At 66.5% G+C, this 23,872-nt stretch carries 21 protein-coding genes; 13 read left to right on the plus strand and 8 right to left on the minus strand.

Features of this window, described 5'->3' with window-relative positions; all coding sequences use genetic code 11:
- Positions 1-71 precede the first annotated feature (71 nt).
- Positions 72-2,012 (minus strand): DEAD/DEAH box helicase, encoded by a 1,941-nt coding sequence (locus VZ068_RS13920; protein ID WP_349655618.1) that lies wholly within the window; start codon positions 2,010-2,012, stop codon positions 72-74.
- A 172-nt stretch (positions 2,013-2,184) separates the two neighbouring features.
- Here VZ068_RS13920 and VZ068_RS13925 point away from each other — a divergent pair, with 172 nt between their 5' ends.
- The 4 genes from VZ068_RS13925 to VZ068_RS13940 all read left to right on the plus strand — a co-directional run bounded on the left by VZ068_RS13925 (position 2,185) and on the right by VZ068_RS13940 (position 4,063).
- Positions 2,185-2,685 carry a sigma-70 family RNA polymerase sigma factor gene (locus tag VZ068_RS13925; RefSeq protein ID WP_349655619.1) on the plus strand — a complete coding sequence of 167 codons (501 nt, stop codon included), beginning with the start codon at positions 2,185-2,187 and terminating at the stop codon, positions 2,683-2,685.
- 23 nt (positions 2,686-2,708) lie between these two features.
- Positions 2,709-3,356 (plus strand): hypothetical protein, encoded by a 648-nt coding sequence (locus VZ068_RS13930; protein ID WP_349655620.1) that lies wholly within the window; start codon positions 2,709-2,711, stop codon positions 3,354-3,356.
- Between the two features lie 147 nt (positions 3,357-3,503).
- Positions 3,504-3,746 (plus strand): RNA-binding S4 domain-containing protein, encoded by a 243-nt coding sequence (locus tag VZ068_RS13935; RefSeq protein ID WP_259151416.1) that lies wholly within the window; start codon positions 3,504-3,506, stop codon positions 3,744-3,746.
- On the plus strand, positions 3,743-4,063 hold the full coding sequence (locus VZ068_RS13940) for a hypothetical protein (protein ID WP_259151417.1): 321 nt from the start codon (positions 3,743-3,745) through the stop codon (positions 4,061-4,063). The genes VZ068_RS13935 and VZ068_RS13940 overlap by 4 nt, the downstream gene beginning before the upstream one ends.
- 207 nt (positions 4,064-4,270) lie before the next feature.
- Here the strand turns inward: VZ068_RS13940 and VZ068_RS13945 are convergent, their stop codons facing one another.
- From VZ068_RS13945 to VZ068_RS13965, 5 genes are all read right to left on the minus strand, one after another.
- Positions 4,271-4,672 carry an MAPEG family protein gene (locus tag VZ068_RS13945; protein ID WP_349655621.1) on the minus strand — a complete coding sequence of 134 codons (402 nt, stop codon included), beginning with the start codon at positions 4,670-4,672 and terminating at the stop codon, positions 4,271-4,273.
- Between the two features lie 25 nt (positions 4,673-4,697).
- Positions 4,698-5,237, minus strand: a complete 540-nt coding sequence (locus VZ068_RS13950) for a DUF4019 domain-containing protein (RefSeq protein ID WP_349655622.1) — start codon at positions 5,235-5,237, stop codon at positions 4,698-4,700.
- 267 nt (positions 5,238-5,504) lie between these two features.
- Complete coding sequence (locus VZ068_RS13955; protein WP_259151420.1) at positions 5,505-5,759, minus strand: hypothetical protein; 255 nt, start codon at positions 5,757-5,759, stop codon at positions 5,505-5,507.
- Between the two features lie 77 nt (positions 5,760-5,836).
- Entirely contained in the window at positions 5,837-7,027 is a 1,191-nt protein-coding gene (locus VZ068_RS13960; RefSeq protein WP_349655623.1) for a hypothetical protein, read from the minus strand.
- Positions 7,028-7,117: 90 nt separating this feature from the next.
- On the minus strand, positions 7,118-8,095 hold the full coding sequence (locus VZ068_RS13965; RefSeq protein WP_349655624.1) for a hypothetical protein: 978 nt from the start codon (positions 8,093-8,095) through the stop codon (positions 7,118-7,120).
- 125 nt (positions 8,096-8,220) lie between these two features.
- Here VZ068_RS13965 and VZ068_RS13970 point away from each other — a divergent pair, with 125 nt between their 5' ends.
- The 4 genes from VZ068_RS13970 to VZ068_RS13985 are packed head-to-tail and all read left to right on the plus strand — an operon-like array spanning position 8,221 to position 12,944.
- The gene (locus tag VZ068_RS13970) at positions 8,221-9,684 is read left to right on the plus strand and encodes an AlkA N-terminal domain-containing protein (RefSeq protein WP_349655625.1); all 1,464 of its coding nucleotides are present in this window, start codon (positions 8,221-8,223) and stop codon (positions 9,682-9,684) included.
- A complete protein-coding gene (locus tag VZ068_RS13975; protein ID WP_349655626.1) occupies positions 9,681-10,226 on the plus strand; it encodes a methylated-DNA--[protein]-cysteine S-methyltransferase in 546 nt (181 codons plus the stop codon). The genes VZ068_RS13970 and VZ068_RS13975 overlap by 4 nt, the downstream gene beginning before the upstream one ends.
- Before the next feature lie 36 nt (positions 10,227-10,262).
- Positions 10,263-11,567 carry an ectonucleotide pyrophosphatase/phosphodiesterase gene (locus VZ068_RS13980; protein ID WP_349655627.1) on the plus strand — a complete coding sequence of 435 codons (1,305 nt, stop codon included), beginning with the start codon at positions 10,263-10,265 and terminating at the stop codon, positions 11,565-11,567.
- A gap of 45 nt (positions 11,568-11,612) precedes the next feature.
- A complete protein-coding gene (locus VZ068_RS13985) occupies positions 11,613-12,944 on the plus strand; it encodes a chloride channel protein (RefSeq protein WP_349655628.1) in 1,332 nt (443 codons plus the stop codon).
- 255 nt (positions 12,945-13,199) lie between these two features.
- Here VZ068_RS13985 and VZ068_RS13990 read toward each other — a convergent pair whose 3' ends face one another.
- Both VZ068_RS13990 and VZ068_RS13995 read right to left on the minus strand, forming a co-directional pair.
- Positions 13,200-13,382, minus strand: a complete 183-nt coding sequence (locus VZ068_RS13990; protein ID WP_003487537.1) for a 30S ribosomal protein THX — start codon at positions 13,380-13,382, stop codon at positions 13,200-13,202.
- A 283-nt stretch (positions 13,383-13,665) separates the two neighbouring features.
- Entirely contained in the window at positions 13,666-14,082 is a 417-nt protein-coding gene (locus VZ068_RS13995) for a MerC domain-containing protein (RefSeq protein WP_046964950.1), read from the minus strand.
- 159 nt (positions 14,083-14,241) lie between these two features.
- Between VZ068_RS13995 and VZ068_RS14000 the strand changes: the two genes are divergently transcribed.
- The 5 genes from VZ068_RS14000 (at position 14,242) to VZ068_RS14020 (ending at position 23,871) form a co-directional block, all read left to right on the plus strand.
- Positions 14,242-16,308, plus strand: a complete 2,067-nt coding sequence (locus VZ068_RS14000; RefSeq protein WP_349655629.1) for a TonB-dependent receptor — start codon at positions 14,242-14,244, stop codon at positions 16,306-16,308.
- 435 nt (positions 16,309-16,743) lie between these two features.
- Positions 16,744-17,166, plus strand: a complete 423-nt coding sequence (locus tag VZ068_RS14005) for a MarR family winged helix-turn-helix transcriptional regulator (RefSeq protein ID WP_259151503.1) — start codon at positions 16,744-16,746, stop codon at positions 17,164-17,166.
- Complete coding sequence (locus VZ068_RS14010) at positions 17,163-18,392, plus strand: MFS transporter (protein ID WP_349655630.1); 1,230 nt, start codon at positions 17,163-17,165, stop codon at positions 18,390-18,392. The genes VZ068_RS14005 and VZ068_RS14010 overlap by 4 nt, the downstream gene beginning before the upstream one ends.
- Positions 18,393-18,828: 436 nt before the next feature.
- Entirely contained in the window at positions 18,829-21,207 is a 2,379-nt protein-coding gene (locus VZ068_RS14015) for a TonB-dependent receptor (protein ID WP_349655631.1), read from the plus strand.
- 918 nt (positions 21,208-22,125) lie between these two features.
- Positions 22,126-23,871, plus strand: coding sequence for a S8 family serine peptidase (locus tag VZ068_RS14020; protein ID WP_259163859.1), 1,746 nt, complete (start codon positions 22,126-22,128; stop codon positions 23,869-23,871).
- Position 23,872 lies beyond the last annotated feature (1 nt).

Below are 23,872 nucleotides of genomic sequence, written 5' to 3' on the forward strand. Positions count from 1 at the left end.
GTCCTGAAAGGAATAACAGCACGTGGATGGCTGCGCATGCGCCTGGCTGCGCAGCCGATTGTCAGCCTGGCTTACTCGCCGCGCGGCTTGGGCGGACCCTTGCGATGCGGCGCGCCGGCGCGATCCATCGGACGCCCCGGGCCGTTCGGACGCCCGGACGGCTTGCCACCGCGCGGGAAGCGCGGCTTGGACGGCGACGCCGCAGCCTCGCCTTCTTCCAGCTTGCGCATGTTGAGCTGCTGGCCGGACACCCAGACCTTCTTCAGGTGCGTCAGCAGCTCGCGCGGCATGTCGGCCGGCAGATCCAGGATCGAATAATCGTCCTGGATGTCGATCCGGCCGATATAGCGGCTTTCCAGACCGGCTTCGTTGGCGATCGCGCCGACGATGTTGGCCGGCTTCACGCCGTGGGTATGGCCCACCTCGATGCGATAGCTCTCCATGCCGAACTCCGGCTCGCCGCGCGGGGCAACCGGATCGCGACGCGGACGCTCTGCGCCGGCGCCATCACCTGCGAATGCCGGACGTTCTGCACGCGGCGGGCGTGCCGCGCGCTCGCCATCGGCACGCGGACCACGCTCGAACTTCGGCTCGAAGCGCGGACGCTCGCCACGATCGCCACGATCGCCGCGGTCGGCACGCTCGTTGCGCTGCGGTGTGAACTCCTCACGCGCGCCACGCACCGGCGGGGTCAGCAGGAACGGCGCATCGCCCTGCAGCAACTTGGCCAGCGCGGCGGCGATCTCGATCGCCGGCACGTTGTTTTCTGCCTCGTAGCGCTGCAGCAGATCGCGGTACATCTCGATCTGGCCACCGGCCAGGGTCTCGGTGATGCGGGTCATGAAGCGCGCCACGCGGGTGTCGTTGACCGCATCCACGCTCGGCAGCTGCATTTCTTCGATCGGCTGACGGGTGGCGCGCTCGATCGAGCGCAGCATGCCCTTCTCTCGCGGGGTGACGAACAGGATCGCATCGCCATTGCGACCGGCACGACCGGTACGGCCGATGCGGTGCACGTAGCTTTCGGTGTCGTACGGGATGTCGTAATTCAGCACATGGCTGACGCGCTCCACGTCCAGGCCGCGCGCGGCCACGTCGGTGGCGACCAGGATGTCGAGCTTGCCGTCCTTGAGCTGGGCAATGGTCTTCTCGCGGGCGGCCTGCTGCATGTCGCCATTGATGGCCGCCGCGGCCATGCCGCGTGCCTGCAGCTTCTGCGCCAGCTCTTCGGTGGCCGCCTTGGTGCGCGCAAAGATGATCATGCCGTCGAACGGCTCGACCTCGAGAATGCGGGTCAGTGCGTCCAGCTTGTGCAGGCCGCTCACCCACCAGTAGCGCTGGCGGATATTGGCCGAGGTGGTGGTCTTGGCCGCAATGGTGACTTCGGCCGGGTCCTTCAGGTAGGTCTGCGCGATGCGGCGGATGGCCGGCGGCATGGTCGCCGAGAACAACGCCACCTGGCGCTTCTCCGGCAACTTCTTCAGCACCGCTTCGACGTCGTCGATGAAGCCCATGCGCAGCATTTCGTCGGCTTCGTCCAGCACCAGCGTCTTGAGCTGGGACAGGTCCAGGGTGCCGCGATCCAGGTGATCGATCACCCGGCCCGGAGTGCCCACCACCACATGCACGCCGCGCTTGAGCGCGCTCAGCTGCTGGGCATAGGGCTGGCCGCCGTAGACCGGCAGCACGCGGAAGCCCGGAATGGCTTCGGCATATTTCTGGAACGCCTCGGCGACCTGGATGGCCAGCTCGCGGGTCGGCGCCAGCACCAGCGCCTGCGGCTTGAGCTGGTTGAGGTCGGCGTTGGACAGCACCGGCAGCGCGAACGCGGCGGTCTTGCCGGTACCGGTCTGCGCCTGGCCGAGGACGTCGCGGCCGGACAGCAGCGCGGGAATGGTGGCAGCCTGGATCGGCGACGGCGACTCGTAGCCGACAGCGGCAACGGCTTTCATCACAGCGTCCGAGAGGCCGAGGTCTGCAAACAGCAGCGGCGCGGAAGATTCTTGGGTCATGGGTAACTCCGGAGGCGCCGCACGGAGCCGGCAGGCGCAAAGCAGCATAGTGTGCGCCCTTACCCCCCTTCGTGTCGAAGGGTCGTGACGTTTTGTTCAGGTTGTGAGGATCCGCCCGCTGTGGCGAATCATCCTGGCACGCCCTTCCCTACCCTGCCTCCCCGCCATCGCCATGCCCCCGGACACAGACCAGCAAACCCGCTTCAGCGCCCTGCTCCAGCAGCACCGGGGCATCGTGCTGAAGGTGGCCGCCAGCTATTGCCGCAACCGCGACGACCGCGACGAGCTGGCCCAGGAAATCGCAGCCCAGCTGTGGCGCGCTTTTCCCGCGTACGACCCGGCCCGGCGTTTTTCGACCTGGATGTATCGCATTGCGCTGAATGTGGCGATCAGCGACTTGCGCGGTCGCAGCCGTGCGCCGGATGCGGCGATCGCACTGGATGCGGTGGTTGATCATCTTGCCGACCCGACACCGCACGACCCCGTACGCGAGCAGCAGGTCGCCGCGTTATACACCTTCATCGCGCAGCTGCCCGCGCTGGAGCGTGCGTTGCTGCTGCTCTATCTGGACGACCACAGCTACCGCGAGATCGCCGAGGTGCTCGGCATCAGCGAAACCAACGTCGCCACCAAACTCAGCCGCCTGAAGGCGCGCATCCGCAACGAACTGTGACCCACGACCTTACCGGAGCCGCAATGGAACTGGACGACATGAAACACGCCTGGCACACCCTGGAACACCGATTGGATCTCCAGGCCGCAGACATCCACCGACTGCTCGGCGACATTCGCAGCGACGCAGCGCATGCCAGCCTGCGCCCGCTGTGGTGGCGCCAGTGGGCACAGCTTGTGTGCGCGCTGGTACTGAGCGTCGTGGTCGCGCGTCGCTGGCTGGGCGCACCCGATCAGCTCACGGCCATCGTTGGGGGGGTGCTGCTGCAGCTCTGGTGCGTGGCGCTGGCACTCTCGGCGGGGCGCCAATTGCAGTTGCTGTGGCAGCTGGATTTCAGCGGGCCATTGGTGCAGACGCAACAAGCGCTCGCCCAGCTGCGGCGTTGGCGCACGCGCGTCGCGCCGTGGCTGGGCATCGCGTTCTGGGTGCTCTGGGTGGCCGTCGCCGACAGCGCCTGGCGCAGCCTCACCGGCGCCTCGCTGCCGCAGGCCTGGCTGCTGCTCAACCTGTTGGTCGGCGCGATGGGCGCCCTGGGCACCTGGTACGGCTATCGGCGCTTGCAGCGCGCGCAGCACCCCTGGCTGGACCGCATCGACGATGCGCATGCCGGCCGCAGCATGACCCGCGCGCAACGACTGCTTGAGGAACTTGCGCAGTTTCGCCGCGAATAGGCTGCCGGCCTGCCGAGGCGGGCAGCGCCAGCAGCCCGGCAGCGCTACAGCCTGGCTGCGCGCCCATGCCTGTGTTGCTGACATGCGGCTGGTGGTGCTGGCAGCGACTCCGGGCGGATAATCGATTTCTTTTTGACCGAGCGCAGCATGCAATTCCTGGAATTCGACCTGGACGGCGAGTACATCGAACTCAACCAGCTGCTCAAGCTGGCCGGCATCGCCGATAGCGGCGGACAGGGCAAGGCCATCGTCGCCAGCGGCGCGGTCAGCGTCGATGGCGTGCAGGAACTGCGCAAGACGGCGAAGATTCGTCCCGGCCAGCTCGTGCAACTGGATGACGTGGAAATTCGCGTCATGGCCATGGACCCAGACGCCGAGTCCGGCGAATGAGCGTGATCGAGATCGGCCAGCGCAATATCGCGCCGTCCTCCGAAGATCCGAAGCACGACGTCTATATCTTTTCGATCGAACCCGGCGCAGCGCGTCCGTTCTGGCTGGAGCAATCCATCCATGGCGGCCATGCCGACCGTGGCGGCTGCATCATGCTGGCGTTGCACGAGTTGGACGGCTGGCGGGGCGACTGGCGCCTACATCTGACCCATGCGGGGTGCGCCTGGGCGATCCCGCTACTGGAAGAGGCAATGCGCAACGGCGATGTGCAGGCGGCGATCGATGCGATCGTAGCGCGGGTGCGCGTGCCGGGCTGAGGCGGCCCCGTGCGGCGGAATGCTCGTCTTGCCCACCTGTCGCACTTCCATGCCCGCCAGCAACCATCGGATCACGATATCCGTCGATCGCATGCCGCGCACCCGCTGCCATGGATGCGCCCGGCCTGGAACCAACACATGGCGCGGCGCTTGATCAGGATCGAGCGCGATGCACGGCACACGTGCACGCGTCCGGACCCTCATGCATTACCACCCCAGCAACGCACGCACCAGCTTGACGATGCCCCAGAACGACACCACCCAGATGGCGCTGCGCAGGTAAGGGATGCCGGCCGCGTAAGCCGGCACGTAGGCCACGCGCGCCCACAGATACAGCTGCACGCCCAGGGCGGTTTCGGCATTGGTGCGTCCGGCCACGCTCACCGCCAGCACTGCTGCGGCAAAGATCGGAAAGGTTTCCAGGTAGTTGCGAAACGCGCGATCCAGGCGTGCGGCGACGCCGGTCAGCGGCTTGGTATCGCCATCGCGCGCACTGGCATTCCACTTGGTGCCGCGTTGCGTGGTCATGCTGGCCGATGCAGCCAGCAGCTGTACCAGGCCGAGCACCATGGCCCAGCCCAGCATCTGCAGTTCGATCGTCAGTTGCACGCAATTCTCCTGGCAGGCTGCCGCATCACTTGGCTGCCGAGCGCAGGCTGTAGCCCGCAACGCGCCAGGTCTTGTCTTCATCCAGACGGAACGACACCAGCTCGCGCACCGGTTGCGGCGCGTTGGCGAACCGGGTCGGGAAGCTGACGTTGACGTACAACCCTTCGGGCACCTGCGCGCCGGGGCCGTACTTCACCCGCGTCACCGAGCCCTGGCCACGCCCGACCATCGCACCCAGACGTGCACGCTCGCCGGCGAGCTGGGCGACGAAGGCATCGCGCTTGACCGCAGTCTTGGCCACGCTGGAGGCACCGTCCCACAGCGAGGCGGCCTTGTTGGCATCGACCATCTGCGCCACGCGCAGGGCGGCCTGGGTCATCTCGACATCCTGCTTGGCGACCTGCGCCTGCTGGGCCGCGCTCAGCGCCGGTGCCGGTTGGCCTGCAGCCGGCCGCGACGCCGAGGGCGCCGGCTGGGCAGTTGCCGTGCGGGAAGGCTGCGGTTGTTGAGCGAACGCCAGCGCTGGAGCCAACACCAACGCGACAAGCAAACGGGGACGGAGCATGGGACAGCACCTTGAACGGGTTGGAAAGCGATGGACCGCACAGATTGCGGCGGGTAGCGCAGTCTATGACGGGACGTGCGCAACACAAGCGGCGCGCGATTCGGGTTGCAGCGGCTGGCTGCATGATCGGGAAGGCGGTGTCGCGCTGGCGTGTAACCGGCTGTCAGCGCAGTGCGTGCGCATGCCCGAAGCTTGCACAGCCAGCGGGGGCTGCGCCTTCAAGGCGGTGCCCACCGCACGCAGGCTTGCTCGGTCTGGATCGCCTCGCTAGAGCTCGCCGCCGGGCGCAGGCGGTACCGCCGCCACGCCGCGCGGGCGCCACAGCCGCCAGCTGACCCAGAACGCGCGGGCGATGGCCGCCACCAGCGCCACCAGGCTCAGCCACGTCGCCAATGTTGCCGGCCATTGCGCATGCAGGTGGGCAGCGGACAGGCGCAGCAGCTCGGCCACACCGAAGCCCACCAGCACCAGCAGTGCCGATGGCAGATACGCCAGTAACACACCCTTGGTCTTGCCTCGCATACTGCCCCCCGGCCCGGTTGTCATGGGGCGACCATAGGCAGCGCGCAGTGCGATACGCGTGAAACCTGTCGCCGCGCTCAACCCTTCGCGTGTGCAGGCGTCGACGACTCGGGCTCCGCCTCTGCCGCGTCCGGCACCGGCGCTGCATCCGGTTCTGCCGGTGGCCGCTCGTCCGCTGCGGCATCGGCCTGCGCCTGGGCCGCCGGGGTAGCCGGCAGGGCGGCGGCATCGGTCTCGGCGAGCGGGCTCTCTTCCGGGCAGGCCGCATCCGGAAAGCCGAAACGCTGCTTCAGTGCCAGGCCACAGGCGTTGACCGCATCCAGGTCGGCGCCCTCGCCCTTGCACTTTTGATCGAACGCCACCAGAAACGCATCCTTGCGCCGCACGAACGCATCGCCGCACTTGCGCATCTGCCGGATGCGTTCCAGGTCGTCCTGTACCGCATTGGTGCCATCCAGGCCGTACTCGCGCAGCTCTTCCATCGTCAGCAGCCGCAGGCTGCGGTTGGGCACGGTCATCATCAGATCGGCCACTGCCACCGCCACACCGTTACGCTCCAGATAATCCTTGACGTTGCCGTAGACCTCGCGCAATTCGCGATTGAGCTCCGCACGCGAGGTCGCCTTGGAGCTGATCCGCATCATGCGGTGGATGCCGACCTTGCCGGCCACCAGCCGGTTGTCACCGGCCGCCAGCACGAACACGCAGGCGCTGTGGCAGATCGAGCCCTCGCGCACCCAGATGGTCCAGTTGGATTCGCCGATGGTGTCGCCGGCGCGGATCGCCGCCTCGACCTGCCCGCCACTGGAATCCAGATCCAGGATGCGATGCGGCAGCCGCAATTGTTCGGCCACCGCCGCCAGGCGCCACACCAGCGCGGCAAACCCGGCGTTGATCTTGCCCGCATACCGCACCCGCACCAGCCCGGTCTCGCGACACGGCGCCAGCGCCGCCTCCACGCTCGCCCGATCCAGCGCCGGCAACAGCGTGCCGTCGCCGGCCTCCTTGCTGTAATCGGTCGCGCAACTGATCCACGCCTGGCCCGCTTCCAGCTGTGCCTGCGGCCAGCCCGCCTCACCCGCCTGCGTGCGAGGACGGGGCGGCGGCGGCGCCGGCTCGGGCGTATCCACCGACACCATGTGGTCGCCGTCGCCGGCCTGCGCCACTCCGGTCTGCTGCGCCCCGGCAGCATCGGCGGATGTGCTGCTGCGGTCGCAGGCAACCAGCAGCAGTACACAGGCAAATGACAGACAAAGCGGCTTCAGCATCGAGATGAGCACCAGACAGCAGCGTGAGCGGGCTCTCAGTCTAGGGCGGACGCGCACCACGCCCCGAACCCTGCCTTAACCCGCGGCCTGTCAGGCCAGTTGCAGGTGTGGCTGATCCGCACGGCACCAGGCGTCGTGGCGTTCCTGCACCTGTCGAGCAGCCTCGGTCACATTGCGCTCGTCGCCAAATGAGGCGATGTACCTGCATGCTGCGAAGGCGGTACTGGCGCACTCATAGTCTGCAATCCACCGCAGACGCTCCGGTAACGCTGCGTGCTCGGCGCGCCACGCGGCATAGGGGGGACGGATACGTCGATGAATGCCCACACGCCACGGCTTGGGGCTTACCCGAGCACGAAAGCATTGCTGCATACGACACATCCGAGCGTAGACCGCGTCAACGCCGAGTTGCGAAAAACAAGCGGCGACCTCTGCGTCATCCGGCTCAAAACAGCGGTGCAACGCCAGCAGACGAAACCCGGCAGGCGTTCGATACAGCCGCAGATGCCACTGCGGGTGTGCGGCTGCGAACGCATCGATACGCCGCCGGGCCTGCTGTTCTGGTGTGCCTGCGCGACAAAACCGATGACGGCGCCAAGACCTCGCCAGACGGTTCGATAGCCAGGTCACCGCCGTCGCCAGTATCACCACGCCGAACAGATGGAATTGAAACGTACCAAGCACCATCACGCTCACCAAGAGCAGCAAGCCCCAACCAGGCCCCAGGCCCCTACGCGGCAAATGGGCAAAATCCACATCCGCAAACAGCACGTTGGGGGTGTTCAGGCACAAGGCGCCATAGCTGTTGCGGGTAAGCACCAGGCTACCTTCCTGCGCAACGATCTCTTCGCGAATCGGCAGGCCTTCTCCATAGGCCGCGAGCCTTTCCCTACGCGGCAGCGGCGTGCCGCTCAGGATCTCGTCGAGCGCCTCACCGGCACGACCACGCGCATGCAGCTCGGCCGCAGCGTAGCTTTCATCGGACCATCCGAATCGGCGGACGGTGATGCTGCGCTTGCCTTCTCGATGCTGGATACGGGCCTCGGCCCAATGTCTGGGAACAATCATCCCTGCGTCCTGTTTCACGTCTTGGTTGACCAATCCGGCAGAGAATATCCGGGCGGGAACATCCAGGCAGCAACCCTGTCCGAAAACGGCCAGCCGCGGCGCAAGCCAGCGCTTAGACTGGCGTCATGCAAACGATGACGCCCGATCGAATTCAATGCGACCGCGCCCGCCTGGCGCGCGATGCGCGCTTCGACGGGCTGTTCTTTACTGCGGTCCGCAGCACCGGCATCTATTGTCGGCCGGTGTGTCCGGCGCCACCGCCCAAGCCGGGCAACGTCAGTTACTACCCGAGCGCGGCGGCGGCCAGTGCGGCCGGTTACCGGCCGTGCCTGCGCTGTCGGCCGGAACTGTCGCCGCAGGCGCAGCAGCATCTGGGCGAAGAGAGCGTGCAGCGTGCGCTGGCGATGATTGCCGAAGGCCTGTTGCAGGAGCAGCCGGTGCAGACGCTGGCCGATGCGGTGGGCATGAGTGCGCGACAGTTGCAACGGCAGTTCGTGCAGCAGCTCGGCGCCACCCCGATCCAGGTGCATGGCACGCGCCGGCTGCTGTTGGCCAAGCAGTTGCTCACCGAAACCGCCTTGCCGGTTACCGAGGTCGCGCTCGCCGCCGGCTTCAACAGCCTGCGGCGTTTCAATGCGGCCTTTCTGCAAGGCTGCGGCATGCCGCCGTCGGCGTTGCGCAAGCAGCGCGCCGACGTTCCGGGCGGCCAACTGTGCCTGCGCCTGGGCTATCGCCCGCCGCTGGACTGGTCGGCGATGCTGGTGTTTCTGCAGCGCCGCGCGATTCCGGGGATCGAGCAGGTCGATGCCAGCGGCTACCGGCGGGTGATCGGCACGCCAGGGCACGCAAGCTTGATCGAGGTGGTCGCCGCGCCGCAGCGGCCCGAGCTGCTGCTGCGCATCGGCGCCACCGACCCGCGACAGATTCCGCAGATCGTGCGCCGGGTGCGTCGGCTGTTCGATCTGGATGCGGACCTGCAGGCCGTGCACGCCACGCTGGCATCCGAACCGCTCCTGGCCGAGGCGATCGCGCGCCGGCCCGGCCTGCGCGTGCCGGGGGGATGGGACGGCTTTGAAGTGGCGGTGCGTGCGGTGCTGGGCCAGCAGATCAGCGTGGCCGGCGCGGCAACGCTGGCGGCGCGGTTGGTGGACCGCCACGGCGGCCATCATGCCGACATGCCGCCCGGCCTGGATCGCAGTTTTCCCACGCCCGCACAGCTGGCCGACGCGCCGCTGGAACAGCTCGGGCTGCCACGCGCACGCGCGGCCACGTTGCGCGCGCTGGCATCGGCATGCGCACAGGGCCGGCTGCATTTCGGCGCCGGCCAGCGGTTGGCGGACTTTGTCGCCACCTGCACCGCGTTGCCCGGCATCGGGCCCTGGACCGCGCACTACATCGCCATGCGCGCGCTTTCGCATCCGGATGCGTTTCCGGCCGGCGATCTGATCCTGCAGCAGGTCCTCGGCGCGCCGGAGCGTCTGAGCGAACGCGCCACCGAAGCGCGTTCGCAGGCATGGCGCCCATGGCGTGCCTATGCCGTGTTGCACCTGTGGCATCTCGCCATCGACCGCAAGGACACCCGCCCATGAACACGCTGTACTACGACACCTTCCACTCGCCGATCGGCGCCCTCACCGTGGCCGCCGATTCCACTGCGGTGCGCCACATCCTGTTCGCACAGAACCGCTACGACGCGCCCGGACGTGCGAGTTGGGCGCATGCCCCCGATGCCGCCCTGGTGCGCGCAGCGCGCGAGCAACTGCTGGATTATCTGCATGGCGGGCGACGCAGTTTCGACCTGCCGCTGGCACCGGCCGGCACGCCGTTTCAGCTGCAGGTCTGGCACACGTTGGCGCGGATTCCGTTCGGCCAGACCTGGAGTTACGCGCAGCTTGCGCAGGCGGTAGGACGCCCCGCCGCCAGCCGCGCGGTAGGTGCTGCCAATGGCCGCAATCCGTTGCCGATCGTGCTGCCCTGCCATCGCGTGATCGGCGCCAATGGCACGTTGACCGGCTTCGGTGGCGGCCTGCCGACCAAGCAGGCGTTGTTGCAGCTGGAAGGCTGGTCGCCGCGCCAGATCGCACGCGCCGACGACCTGTTCGTCGATCAACGTGCAGCGCCGCTGCGCTGACTCCGCGACGTCATCGCTGCACCGTAAACTGGCGGCATGATCGATCGACGTCTTGTGTCTGCCGCGATGGCCACCGCGCTGCTAGCGGCCTGCTCCACCCAGCCCGGCGTGCGTGAGGCCTCACCGCCGCCCAGTACATCGTCGCCACTGTCGGCCGCCGCGACGTCCGACGACGCGCCGCATCCCTTGCTGCTGATTTCCATCGATGGCCTGCGCGCGGACATGCTTGATCGCGGCATCACGCCGACGCTGTCGCAGCTTGCACGCGATGGCGTGCGCGCGCGCTGGATGACACCCTCGTACCCGTCGCTGACCTTTCCCAATCACTACACGCTGGTCACCGGCCTGCGCCCGGATCGCCACGGCATCGTGCACAACAGCATGCGCGATGCCGGGCTGGGCAATTTCTGGCTGAGCAAGCAGGACGCGGTGACCGATGCGCGCTGGTGGGGCGGCCAGCCGGTCTGGGTGGGCGTGGAAAAGGCCGGGATGCACGCGGCAACCTGGTCGTGGCCCGGCAGCGAGGCCGCCATCCAGGGCGTGCGCCCGACGCATTGGCGCCATTACGAGGAAGGCGTCGCCATGGACGCGCGCGTGGACACTGTCCAGGCCTGGCTCAAGAGCTCCGGCGCCGACGCCAACCGCCTGGTCACGCTGTACTTCGAACACGTGGACGAAGCAGGCCACGACCACGGCCCGGAATCGCGCGAATACGCCGACAGCGTGCGCGCAGTGGACGCCGCCATCGGCCGGCTGCTGGCCGGCATGCAGCGCGACGGGACCCGCGCGCGCACCAACATCATCGTGGTCTCCGATCACGGCATGGCCGAGGTGGCGCCGGGGCATGCGATCAGCGTGGAAGCCATCGCGCCGCCGGCGATTGCCACCGCGGTCACCGACGGCCAGGTGATCGGCTTCGAGCCCAAGCCCGGGCAACAGGCCAATGCCGAGGCGATGCTGCTCGGCCCCCATGCGCAGTACGACTGCTGGCGCAAGGCCGAGCTGCCGGCGCGCTGGCATTACGGCACGCACCCGCGCATTCCGCCGATCGTGTGCCAGATGCACGAAGGCTGGGACGCATTGTTCCCCGACAAACTGGCCAAGCGCTCGCAGCACGGCATGCGCGGCTCGCACGGGTTCGATCCAGCCCTGCCCTCGATGCGTGCGGTGTTCGTGGCGCAAGGCCCGGATCTGGCGCAGGGCAAGCGCTTGCCCGGGTTCGACAACGTCGATGTGTATGCCTTGCTGACGCGGTTGCTGGGCATCGCCGCAGCGCCCAACGACGGCAACCCGGCCACGCTGCTGCCGGCATTACGCGTGCCGCCGGACATTGCGCACTGAGCACTGCGCACACCGGCTGCAGCGCGCCGATGCGACAATGGGGCCATGTCTGCTTCTGATCCCTCGCCGCGTCGCTTGCGGCCGCTGTTGTCCAGCGAAGGCTGGCGTCGTCGCGCCGCACTCTGGGGTGGCGCCATTGCGGTGGCCCTGGTCGCCATCGTGTTCGCCAAGGCCAGCGATGCGGCCTTCCAGTTGTTTCAACGCATCACCGCACACTCGATCTGGTGGGCGCTGCTGCTGACGCCGGGCATTTTCGCCCTGCTCGCCTGGCTGACCTCGGGGGCGATGCGGCCCACCCGCGGTAGCGGCATTCCGCAGGTCATCGCCGCGCTGGAGCATCCGGACCCGGCGTTTCGCGGCACCAACCTGTCGCTGCGCGTGTCGCTAGGCAAGCTTGCGTTGACCACGCTGTCGCTGCTCGGTGGCGCATCGGTCGGGCGCGAAGGACCGACCGTGCATGTGGGCGCCAGCCTGATGCATGTGTTCGGGCGCTGGTTCGGCTTTCACGATCCGCGCGAGCTTTCGCATTTTCTGCTTGCCGGCGGCGCGGCCGGTATCGCAGCGGCATTCAACACGCCGCTCGCCGGCGTGGTCTTTGCGATCGAAGAACTGAGCGGTCGCTTCGAGCACCGCTTCTCCGGCACCTTGCTCACGGCGGTGATCGTCGGCGGCGTGGTATCGCTGGGGTTGCTGAGCAACTACACCTATTTCGGCAAGGTGGCGGTGGCCTTGCCGTTGGGCCAGGCTTGGCTGGCGATCGCACTGTGCGGGAGCGTGGCCGGGCTGCTCGGCGGGATCTTCGCGCGGCTGGTGCTGGCCAGCGTCAGCGGCAAACCGCGCTGGCTGGGCGCACTGCGCCAGCGCCACCCGGTGCTGCTGGCGGCGTTGTGCGGCGTGGCGCTGGTCGGGCTGGCGCTGGTGTTCGGGCAAGGCGCCTTCGGCACCGGCTACGAGCAGGCGCGCAGCCTGGTGCAGGGGCATGCCGTGGTCGGCCATGAGTTCGGCCTGATGAAGCTCATCGCCAACCTGGTCTCGTACCTGGCCGGCATCCCGGGCGGCCTGTTCTCGCCCGCCCTGGCAGTGGGTGCCGGTATCGGCCACAACCTGTCGGTGCTGATGCCGAGCGTGGACCCGCGCACCTTCGTGCTGCTGGGCATGTGCGCCTACCTGACCGGTGTCACCCAGGCACCGCTGACCTCGGCGGTGATTTCGCTGGAGCTCACCGACACCAGCCAGATGCTGCTGCCGATCCTGGCCACCGTGTTGATCGCACGTGCGGTGTCCGGGCTGGTGTGCAAGACGCCGATCTATCGCGGACTGGCCGAGCAGTTGCTGACCCCAGCTGCAAAGGCGCCGGCGCCGGACGCCACCCACTAGAAACGCTGCATGATCCAGGCGCGCACGCCTTATCCGATGCACCACGGACGGCGCCGGGCGATGACAGGGCGCCAGCCGCCTTGGGGAGGTCTTGCACCGACCCGCGACGGCTGCCGATAGCGATGAGGTGCTACCGCGGCCACTGCCCAGAGCTGCGGCACCATGGCAAGCAGCTATGCCAGCGTTTGCACTGACGTCGGACATAAAAAAACGCGGCGCAAGCGCCGCGTTTTCAGATCGCAAAGCGGGCTGGGATCAGCTGGCCTTGGCGACGGTCTTCTTGGCAACAGCCTTCTTGGCCGGCGCCTTGACCACGCCCTTCTTGGCAACCGGGGCAGCTGCACCCACGACAACCTTGCTCACCGCGTGCGAACGCGAATTGCCGTAGCTGGCGTTGTAGCGCTTGCCCTTGGCGGTCTTACGGTCACCCTTACCCATTTCGTCGACTCCTGAATGTGAATACAAATTCCCGTGCTGGCACGGGTCTGGCGAGGTTTGCACCGGCGGCGCCCTCGCGCAAGGCCGGCAAGCCTACCACGTCGGCCCGGGGCCGCGCAGCCGCGGGCCCTGCCACGCTCTGAACAAGCCTTCCGTGCATCAGGCCTGCCATCCACGGGCACCCGGCGGTCAGCTTGGCGACCGGGGCCAGCCTGGCACCTGTGTAAAACGATCTTCCGAATGACCGCCTGCACCCAGCGCGCGCTGGTGTATCAGCGCTTGGTCAATGCGCGCAGCTCGCGTCGTGCACGTGCGCATGCCCGTGATTCAGCCGCAGATTGACCAGATGGGCGATGCCGACCAGGGCGCCGCCCAGCGTCATCACCACCGCGTGCGGCACCACCGAATGGTGCAGCGGGTCGTACAACAGGCCCAGCCACAACAGCGCCAGGCCCGGCAGCAACAACGCCAGCGCATGCAGCGCCTTGTGTCGGCGATATCCCAGGACCAGGCTGAAAAGCCCGAGCAGGGTCACGAACACGACGATCGCCAGTTCGACCCCGTCGCCCAGCCAGAACGACAATCCGAGCGACGGCGCCAGCGCCAGGACCAACGGCAGCACCGCACAGTGCACCGCGCACAGCAGCGAGCCGGTCGCACCGAAGCGGTCCAGCAGATGGCGAAGTGTGGGTAGAGGCATGACTTCCAGCAGGTGCTCGCGGCGACGTGGAATAATATAACATCTTCCTTGTTCCAGGCCCGCACCACTGCATCGCACAGCGCGGGCCTTGCCGTCGGCACAGCAGGCAAGCTGCGCCATCCCATTGATATATAGTAACAATCAGAGAGTCCGATCCACATGGCCCCCACGCTCATCCCCTCGCTGCGCCGCTCCGCCCTCTCGCTGGCACTGGCCAGCCTGCTGACTCCTGCCCTGGCCCTGGCCGAAGACACCCCGGAGGTTGCCGACCCGCAGACGCCGCCGACATCGGACACCCGGCATGACGCCACCCATTCCAGCGGCCGGCATATCAAGGACCTGGACAAGGTGGTGGTCACCGCCAGCCCGCTGCGCGACGCGGCAGGCGAGCTGAGCCGTCCGGTCGAGGTGCTGGCCGGCGAGCGTCTGGATGAGGTGCGCAGTTCGAGCCTGGGCGAAACCGTGGCCAGCCTGCCGGGCGTGCAGAGCTCCAACTTCGGCCCCGGCGTGGGACGGCCGATCATCCGCGGCCTGGATGGCCCGCGCGTGGCGGTGCTGCGCGACGGCCTGTCCACCCAGGACGTGTCCACCGTCAGCCAGGACCACTCGCCGGCGATCGAGCCGTTCCTGGCCAACCAGATCGAAGTGCTGAAGGGTCCGTCCACGCTGCTGTACGGCTCCGGCGCGATCGGCGGCGTGGTCAACGTGGTCGACGGGCGAATTGCCGAAACCCCGGTGGACGGCTTCAGCGGGCGCGCCGAAGTGCGTTTTGACGGCGGCGACAAGGACGGCAATACCGACATGTTCCGCGTCGATGCCGGCAACGGCAGCGGCCTGTCGATCCATGCCGACGGCGTGTACCGCAACCAGAACGACTACGACACCCCGCAGGGGCGCCAGCTCAACAGCTGGATCGATTCCAAGGTGGGCTCGATCGGCGCCTCGCTGTCCGGCGACTGGGGCTTTGTCGGCCTGTCGGCATCGCGCTTTCGCGATAACTACGGCAACCCCGGCGAGCCGGGCGACCCGTCCATCGGCGAGCGCGGCGTGTCGCTGAAACTGCAGCAGGACCGCTACGACCTCAAGGGCGGGCTGACCGATCCGTGGGGCGAAGGCAGCGCGCTGCGCTACAGCTTCGGTCATACCGATTACGCGCATACCGAATTCGAAGGCGAGGAAGTCGGCACCGTGTTCACCAAGCGCGCCAACGAAGGCCGCGTGGAGGCCTCGTTTACCTTCGGCGGCGGCTGGCAGACCGCGTTCGGCCTGCAGGGCAGCGATACCACGTTCCAGGCGGTGGGCGAAGAATCCTTCGTGCCCAAGACCGATACGCGTTCGCTCGGCGCATTCGCCGTGGCGCGCAACAGCTGGGAACGCGTCACCGCCGAGATCGGCGCACGTGTGGACAAGGTCAAGTACCAGACCGACATCGGCGTGGACCGCGACTTCACCCCGACCAGCTTCTCGGCCAGCGGCGGTTTCCGCTTCAACGAGCAGTGGCGCCTGACCGCCAACCTGGACCACGCCGAGCGCGCACCGGCCGAAGAAGAACTGTTCGCCGACGGCCCGCATATCGCCACCCTCGCCTATGAGATCGGCGATGCGGATCTGAAGACCGAAAAGGCCAACCAGGCCGAGCTGGGGCTCAACTTCCAGAACGAATGGGTGGATGCCAAGGTGGCGGCGTACTACAACCGCTACAACGACTTCGTCTACATCGTCGACACCGGCAATCAATGGTTCAACGAAGAAGACAACGACTTCCTGCCGATCCGCCAGTGGACGCAGGCCGATGCGATCTTCCACGGCTTCGAAGGCGAAGCGACCTTCCACCTGGCCAACAACGACACCGGCGCGTGGGACCTGCGCGTGTTCGGCGATACCGTGCGTGCGCGCCTGAGCGATGGCGGCAACCTGCCACGCATCGCGCCGGGCCGCTTCGGTGCGCAGATGCGCTGGAATGCCGATGCGTGGCGCGCCTCGCTCGGCGCCACCCGCACCCTGAAGCAGGACAAGGTGGCGGTGAACGAAACCGCGACCGATGGCTATACCTTCGTGGATGCGCATCTGGCCTACCACGTGGACCGCGGCAGCAATGCGTGGGAAGTGTTTCTGGACGGCAACAACCTGACCAATCAGGACGCACGCGTGCATACCTCCTTCCTCAAGGACGATGTGATGTTGCCTGGCCGCAGTGCCTCGTTCGGCGTGCGGATGTTCTTCTGACAGCGGTCTCTCTCCCCCGCTGGGTAGAAGCGAGGCCGCCTTCGGGCGGCCTCTCTATTTGGGATCGCCAAGCTGCGCGCTGTAGCGAAGGTGTGTTGCCTGTCCCGGACCCGGGGCGCGCGTACGCTCCGCTCGGCAGCCGGCGCGGGCTCGGCATCACCACTTGATCGCGCAGGTGGCAGCATCGTTGCGGCGGCATGCGTTCTGTCGCAGTGCCAATGGATTTCGCAGGCGAAAACCGCACACGGCACACGATCGACTGCGCGACAACCGGTCACGGTCATGGGTGTCGCGCCCAGGTGCGCTCCTACGTGGTTGGTTGGGGATGACGGCTTCTGAGGCAAGTGGCCTTCGCCCGGGTAGCGGGCACGCATCCGGCCGCTTGTAGATAGGTGCATATGCACGCAATATGCAGCCATCCTGCGGAGCGCGTCCATGTCCAGCACGTCCAACTGCACCTGCTTTCATCTGCGCCGGGCGGCGCGTCGGATGTCGCAGCTTTATGACCACGCACTGGCGCCGGTCGGCCTGAGTCTCAACGCGTACTCGATCCTGCGCCGACTCGACGCAGCGCAGTCTCTGGGCATGCTGGCACAGGCCTTGGGCATGGACCGCACCACCCTCACCCGCAACCTCAAACCCTTGCTTGCTGCCGGATGGATCACCACCCGGCGCGGCGACGATGCCCGGCAGACCTGGCTGATCCTGAGCCGCAGCGGCCGCGGGCTGCTGCGGCGCGCACAACCGCACTGGCTGGCAGCCCAGCAACGGATCGAAACGCTGTTTGGTGCAGCGCCGACCGCGCAGCTGCATGCCACGCTGGGCCGCCTGGATGCCGTGCTGGAACACGCCGCATGAGCGCGCCGGCAACCGCACGCGCAAGTGCGCAATGGGGCCTGCTGCTCACCGCCTCGGCAATGCTGATGCTGACCATGGGGGCGCGCCAGACCACCGGGTTGTTCGTCGAGCCGATCCATCGGCAGACCGGGATCGGGATCGCCTCGATCAGCTTCGCGCTTGCGATCGGGCAACTGGTCTGGGGTGCGGTACAACCGGTGTTCGGGGCGATTGCCGACCAGCGCGGGCCGCTGCCGGTGCTGCTGTTCGGCGGCATGCTGCTGTCGTTGGGATTGGCCTCGACGCCATGGCTGGCCAGCGAATGGGGCTTGATCGTATCGCTGGGCGTGCTGGCGGCGGCCGGTGCGGGCGCTGGCAGTTTTTCGGTCCTGATCGGTGCCACCGCCAGCCGCATCGCACCGGAACGGCGTTCGTTCGCGGCCGGATTGATCAATGCCGGCGGCTCGCTGGGCCAGTTTGTTTTCGCCCCGTTGGTGCAGCTGATGATCGGTGCGGCCGGCTGGGCCAGGGCGATGATCGGCCTGGCGTTGGTGTCGCTGTTGACCTTGCCGCTGGCCTGGCCGCTGCGCCGCGTGCCATCCGCATCGGGTAGCCAGCCGGCGCGCGCGGTCGACGACATCGGTCTGCGCGCGCAATTGCGGTTGGCGGTGCGCGATCGCAGTTATTGGTGTCTGCACCTGGGATTTTTTACCTGCGGGGTGCATATCGCCTTCCTGGTCACGCATCTGCCCGGCGAGGTCGCGCTGTGCGGGCTGCCGGCCAGCGTATCGGCGGTGTCGATCGCGCTGATCGGCCTGTTCAATGTGGCCGGCAGCCTGGTCGCCGGCAAACTTGGCGAGCGCGTACGCATGAAGTGGTTGCTGTGCGCGATGTATGCCAGCCGCGCGGTGCTGATCAGCCTGTACCTGCTCGCACCGCCCACACCGCTAACGTTCTATCTGTTTGCGGCCGCACTGGGTTTCACCTGGCTGGCCACGGTGCCGCCAACCGCAGGGTTGATCGGCAAGCTGTTCGGCCCGCGCTATCTGGGCACCTTGTTCGGGCTGACCCTGCTGTCGCACCAGCTCGGCGGTTTCTTCGGTGCCTGGCTGGGCGGGTTGGTGCTGGAACACAGCGGCGACTACAGCTGGATGTGGTACGGCGACATGGTGCTTGCGGTTGCCGCGGCGCTGGTCAACCTGCCGATTCGCGAGGCGGCGCCGGTGCGCACTGTTGCCGCGACCTGAGGCAGGCGGGGACAGCGTAGCGATCAACTCCGCGCTGCGCGCAGCGACGCTCGCACCTCTGCCACCGCATGGGTGCGAGTCTTCATGCGCACCAGGAGCGGCTGCCAACAGCTGGCGAGCGGTCGCCGCAGTGTGCGAATGGCACACAGGGATTCGCGTACCGGCCGCGCCCGCCTGGCGGCTGTACCGTCGTCTTGCGGGCTGCACAACAGCCGCTCGATCCATGCATCACTGCGACCAGCACGCCCGCAGCAATCACTGCATGTGTTGACGCGGCGCACAACAGCTTTTCTGCGCGACTCCGTTAGAACTGCAATACGCGCCGTGCAGGTCCGTTGCGCCATCGATGCAGTCCTGTGCGGCATATCACTTTTCGGGCAGTACGCCGTTCGCTGCGGCGGGATCTGCCGGTTGCTGCGACAGCAAGGACATCGCCATGACCTCACCCATGCCCCGCTATGCGTTATCGCTGACCATCGCCACCTTGCTTGCGCCGATGGCGCACGCACAGACCGCACCGCAAGAGACAGCCAGTCAGGATGCCACCACGCTGGATGCGGTGATCGTCAGCGGCACCGCGCGCTTCAAGGGTCTGGCCAAGCGCGATGCCAGTTTTTCGATCACCACCGCCAGCCCGGAGCAGATCCAGCAAGCGGTGCCGCAGAGCACCGCCGACCTGTTGAAGATCGTGCCGGGCGTATGGGCCGAGCCCAGCGGCGGCGGCACCGGTGCCAATATCTTCGTGCGCGGCATGCCCTCCGAAGGCGACGCGCCGTTCGTGACCATGCAACTGGATGGCTCACCGCTGTTTCCACCGCCGACCCTGTCGTTTCTGGAAAATTCCACACTGTTCCGCGTCGACGACACCGTCGAACGCATGGAGGTGTTGCGTGGCGGCTCCAGCCCGATCTTCTCCAATGGGCAACCCGGTCTGACAGTCAATTTCATCCAGAAAAAGGGCCAGGACGAACCGGAGGGCAGCGTGCGCCTGACCGGCGGCAACAACGACTTGCGTCGCATCGACGTGTTCAACAGTGGGCCGATGGGCAACGGCTGGTACTACAGCGTGGGCGGCTTCTTCCGCGAGACCGATGGGGTGCGCGACCCGCAGTTTTCGGCTGACAAGGGCGGCCAGTTCAGCGCTACCTTGAGCAAGCGCTGGGACAGTGGCGAGCTATCGTTCTACGCGCGGCATACCGACGACAACAACGCGTTCTACACCGCCATTCCGCTGCTCTCGCGCAATAACGGCAACGACCTGTCCAGTTTCCCCGGCTTGAATGCGCAGACCGGCACCCTGCTCGGCCGCGACTTCCGCAATGTCGATCTGCTGGTCGGGCCGAACGGACAGACCATCCGACGCGATCTGGCCGACGGGCGCGGCGTCAACATCGATGTGTTCGGTGGGGAACTGAACTGGGAAACCGGCGCCTGGACCATCGCCGACCGCTTCAACGTGATGAGCGGCAGCGCGCCGACCTATGCGTTGTTCACCGGCGATGCGCCGCTGCGATTGAGCGATTTCATCGCTGGCTACGGCAGTGGCGGCACCGCGACGTATACCAACGGCGGCGGCGTAGTCGACCCGAATCAACAAGTGCTCGAAGCCGGCTGGTGGTCGGTGGACAAGCGCCTGAATTCCTTTACCAACGATCTGCGACTGAGCCGCGAGCTGTTTGCCGGCAATACCTTGACCGTGGGTGCGTACTACGCCAGGTATTCCTCTGCCGACACCTGGTACCTGGGCAACACCATGTTGCTTACCGCGCAAAACAACGCACGTCGCATCGACGTGGCATTGGACGATGGACGCCAGGCAACGCGCCAGGGCTTCACCAGCACCGCGTTCTTCAATCTGCGCGCCAACTACGACGGCGAAAACATCGCGGCCTTCGTCGCCGACGAGTGGGAACTCAACGACAAGTTGCGGCTGGACCTGGGTGCGCGCTACGAGCGCCAGAGCGTGACCGGCAATGTGCACGACACCGCCACGATAGACCTGGATGGCAACCCCGCCACCCTGTACGACAACGCCACCTCGCTGGCCCTGGCGACCACACGCCGTATCGATCAGGACGACGAGGCATTCTCGTGGACGGCCGGGCTGAACTTCAAACTCAACGACAGCAACAGCCTGTTCGCACGGATCAACTCGGGTGTGAAGTTCCCCGGCTTCGATAACCTGCGCGATGGGCAGAACCGCGTACAGGAAGTGGACCAGTACGAGCTCGGCCTCAAGTCCGGCGCCAGCGCCTACGACCTGTATCTCACCGCGTTCTACAACACGTTCAAGAATTCGCCGTTCCAGGCGTTCCTGGCCAATGGCGAAAATTTCACCGCCGTTGGCGATTCGCGCGCGCGCGGCCTGGAGGTGGAAGGCGCCATCCGCCCGTTCGGCGGTTTCGAGCTGGCCGGCACCGGGGTATGGCTGGATGCGAAGTACCGCAACTATCGCGAGTTCACCGGCAACCAGGTGATGCGCCAGCCCAAGCGGCAGTTCCGGCTGACGCCGAGCTATTACTGGATGCTGCCGTTCGGCGACCTCAAGGTGTTCGCCACCTATTCGTACATCGGCGATCGCTTCGCGGACCTGGCCAACAGCCAGCGCCTGCCCTCCTACGACATGCTGGATATCGGCGCCAACCTGCATGTGGGCGAGCATTGGGAAGTGACCGCCAGCGGCAGCAATGTCACCGATACGCTGGGGCTCACCGAAGGCAACGTCCGCGTACCGGGTGCGGCCACCGGCGGGGTATTCATGGGCCGGCCGATCGCTGGACGGCAGTACCAGCTGTCGGTGGCGTATCGCTGGTAGGCGGCAGGATCAATACAGCGAAACATCGAGGCGTCGATTCCTGCACACATGCGGGATCGGCGCCGTTTCCGTTGCGACAGCACCTGCGCTCACCGGGGCCACACGCGCCTACGGTGCATCGTACGATGCGGGTTGCATGGCGCAGCACAGGCGACCCCGGTCGCACGCCCTTATACAGCATCTGGGTGCCGAGTCGTATGGCATCGCCTGGCTGCGCCCCTTGCGCACACCCGTCGCAGTCGCATGGTGCGCCGCTCCGGATGCGAAGCAAATCCGCGCATCGCGATGCTTTCTATCAATGAAAAAGTGATAGCTCCCAAAAGATCGCGGCCAATCCTGTGCGAAAAACGTCGCATCGCGTGCGTGAATCGGCATGTCTTGCATAAATTGCGCAACGGGTCACGCGACTGTCATCTGATGCTCAGCTTGCGAGCGCGGAGTGCGCCATCTCTAATCGGATCGCTGCCGATGCATTCGCATTGCCAGCGTCGGCTGCGCGGACGCGCACAGGGGAGCCGGCTGGTGCCCCGGTCGCATCCGTCCGGCGTTTCGGACCGATGCGTGTCACTGGCTCTTTCGGGATACACGGACATGGACCCTGTTGCTGCCTCTTCGCGTTGTTCTCCTGCACGCCCCCCCAATCCCACCTGACGTTGATGGCGTGCTCGCACGGGCCTGCGCATCTGTTCGGCGCTGCCTGATCGGTTTTGCTCGCCGCGGCCGCTGCCGCGTGGAGTCACCTGGATTTCTCCCGACGCTTCTGATTCGGGCTCGATAGGCACGGCCTGAATCTGTTGAAGCAGTTACGCCTGCCGATCGCATGATCGGCAGGACGGGAGACTGTGTCGTATCGACCGTGCCTACCCTTGACTGGACTCAAACGGAATGAACCCTTACCGCAGGCGCCCTCTCGCGCTGTTGATCGGTGCCCTACTGATCACCAGCGCACCACTCTCGGCACTGGCCGACACGCCAGTGACCGCTACCACCACTGCCAACTCCAAGGCCAGTCCCAAGGCCAGCGATCCGCTGCTGCGCTACCAATGGCACCTCTCCAACCAGGGACAGGCCGTGATCGGCGACAGTCGCCCGGTGCCCGGCGTCGATATGGATGTGGACATCCTGCATGCCATCGATATCCGCGGCCGCGGCGTGCGGGTCGGTGTGGTGGACGACGGACTGGAATTGGGTCACGAAGATCTGTCCGACAACATCCTGCCCAATGGCTCCCACAACTTCGGCGATGGATCGCACGACACCACGCCGATCGACCCGGATCGTGCGCATGGGACTTCGGTAGCCGGCATCATCGGTGCGGTCGGCTGGAACGGTCGTGGCGGGCGCGGGGTGGCGCCGGATGTCCTGCTGGCAGGGTTCGATTTCCTGGCGCGCGGTTCCTCCAACAACGATGCGAGCGTGCGTTATGCGTGGGGTGACGGGCCGGAGGCGCGCAACATCGATGTCTTCAACAACAGCTGGGGCTCGGTTGCGCCGTTCTACGTCGACTTCTCCGCAGAAGAGCAGCGCTCCTGGGAAGCATTGATGCGCTCGACCCGCAGCGGTCTTGGCGGCATCTACGTCAAGTCGGCGGGCAACAGCTTCGGGGACCTGCTCGGCAGCGATGAGCAAGGCAATACCATCGATCTGTGCAATGCGACGACACGCGCATTGAATGTCGGCTGCGCGCTGGCCAACGTCGACCCACTCAGCAACCTGATCGGCACCATCGTGGTCGGCAGCGTCAACGCGAAAGGGGTGCGTTCGTCGTACTCCTCGTCCGGCTCGGCGCTCTGGATCTCCGGAATCGGTGGCGAATACGGATATCAGCGCAAGTTCGCTCCAGGCATCGACGATCCGAACGTTTACGCGCCGGCGATTGTCACCACCGACCTGACCGGTTGCTCTGCAGGCTTCAACTACGACGGCTCCGATCCCGTCAATGCATTGGACACCAGTGCCTCCAGGATCGATGGATCGTGCAACTACAACGGGATCATGAATGGCACTTCCGCCGCAGCTCCAACGGTTTCCGGGGTCGCGTCGCTGATATTGAATGCCAACCCCAGTCTCAGCGCACGCGATGTCAAGTACATCCTGGCCACCACGGCACGTCAGATCGATCCCTGGCAGCCGCGCGCGGTCTACCAGGGCAGCGTGATCGACCCGGGCTGGATCACCAATGCGGCCGGACATCGCTTCAGCAATTGGTACGGGTTCGGCCTGGCCGATGGCGCAGCAGCGTTCTACAAGGCGAGCTACTTCACTCCGCTGCCACCCATGCGCGACACGCAATGGGTCGCCTCCACTAACCCGCCCAGCCAGATCGGCGGTCCGGCACGACCTGGCACGCTCCGCATCCGCATCAAGCAGGCGATGAAGATCGAAGCGGTGCAGTTGTCGTTGCGGTCTGCGCATCTGACGCCGAGCAATCTACGCGTGGTGCTCATCTCGCCCAGCGGCACCCGCAGCGTGGTGGCCACGCCGTTCTCGGTCCTGGACCCCGCGGCCTACGCCAAGACCGGCTTCTACATCGACCTCACCTCCAGCAACGCCTTTCTGGACGAGTCCTCGCGCGGCATCTGGACACTGGAAGTCACCGACATGAGCGAGCCTGGCAAGACCGCAGCGCTCAAGGCGTTCAACCTTCGCATCGTGGGGCACTGAC

Origin of the sequence: Xanthomonas sp. 10-10, from assembly GCF_040182365.1 — a bacterium.
GTDB classification, from domain to species: domain Bacteria; phylum Pseudomonadota; class Gammaproteobacteria; order Xanthomonadales; family Xanthomonadaceae; genus Xanthomonas; species Xanthomonas arboricola_F.

Coding starts and splice junctions, on each gene's coding strand:
- VZ068_RS13920 (WP_349655618.1), bottom strand. CDS start 2,012: ATGACCCAAGAATCTTCCGCGCCGCTGCTGTTTGCAGACCTCGGCCTC.
- VZ068_RS13925 (WP_349655619.1), top strand. CDS start 2,185: ATGCCCCCGGACACAGACCAGCAAACCCGCTTCAGCGCCCTGCTCCAG.
- VZ068_RS13930 (WP_349655620.1), top strand. CDS start 2,709: ATGGAACTGGACGACATGAAACACGCCTGGCACACCCTGGAACACCGA.
- VZ068_RS13935 (WP_259151416.1), top strand. CDS start 3,504: ATGCAATTCCTGGAATTCGACCTGGACGGCGAGTACATCGAACTCAAC.
- VZ068_RS13940 (WP_259151417.1), top strand. CDS start 3,743: ATGAGCGTGATCGAGATCGGCCAGCGCAATATCGCGCCGTCCTCCGAA.
- VZ068_RS13950 (WP_349655622.1), bottom strand. CDS start 5,237: ATGCTCCGTCCCCGTTTGCTTGTCGCGTTGGTGTTGGCTCCAGCGCTG.
- VZ068_RS13955 (WP_259151420.1), bottom strand. CDS start 5,759: ATGCGAGGCAAGACCAAGGGTGTGTTACTGGCGTATCTGCCATCGGCA.
- VZ068_RS13960 (WP_349655623.1), bottom strand. CDS start 7,027: ATGCTGAAGCCGCTTTGTCTGTCATTTGCCTGTGTACTGCTGCTGGTT.
- VZ068_RS13965 (WP_349655624.1), bottom strand. CDS start 8,095: ATGATTGTTCCCAGACATTGGGCCGAGGCCCGTATCCAGCATCGAGAA.
- VZ068_RS13970 (WP_349655625.1), top strand. CDS start 8,221: ATGCAAACGATGACGCCCGATCGAATTCAATGCGACCGCGCCCGCCTG.
- VZ068_RS13975 (WP_349655626.1), top strand. CDS start 9,681: ATGAACACGCTGTACTACGACACCTTCCACTCGCCGATCGGCGCCCTC.
- VZ068_RS13980 (WP_349655627.1), top strand. CDS start 10,263: ATGATCGATCGACGTCTTGTGTCTGCCGCGATGGCCACCGCGCTGCTA.
- VZ068_RS13985 (WP_349655628.1), top strand. CDS start 11,613: ATGTCTGCTTCTGATCCCTCGCCGCGTCGCTTGCGGCCGCTGTTGTCC.
- VZ068_RS13990 (WP_003487537.1), bottom strand. CDS start 13,382: ATGGGTAAGGGTGACCGTAAGACCGCCAAGGGCAAGCGCTACAACGCC.
- VZ068_RS13995 (WP_046964950.1), bottom strand. CDS start 14,082: ATGCCTCTACCCACACTTCGCCATCTGCTGGACCGCTTCGGTGCGACC.
- VZ068_RS14000 (WP_349655629.1), top strand. CDS start 14,242: ATGGCCCCCACGCTCATCCCCTCGCTGCGCCGCTCCGCCCTCTCGCTG.
- VZ068_RS14005 (WP_259151503.1), top strand. CDS start 16,744: ATGTCCAGCACGTCCAACTGCACCTGCTTTCATCTGCGCCGGGCGGCG.
- VZ068_RS14010 (WP_349655630.1), top strand. CDS start 17,163: ATGAGCGCGCCGGCAACCGCACGCGCAAGTGCGCAATGGGGCCTGCTG.
- VZ068_RS14015 (WP_349655631.1), top strand. CDS start 18,829: ATGACCTCACCCATGCCCCGCTATGCGTTATCGCTGACCATCGCCACC.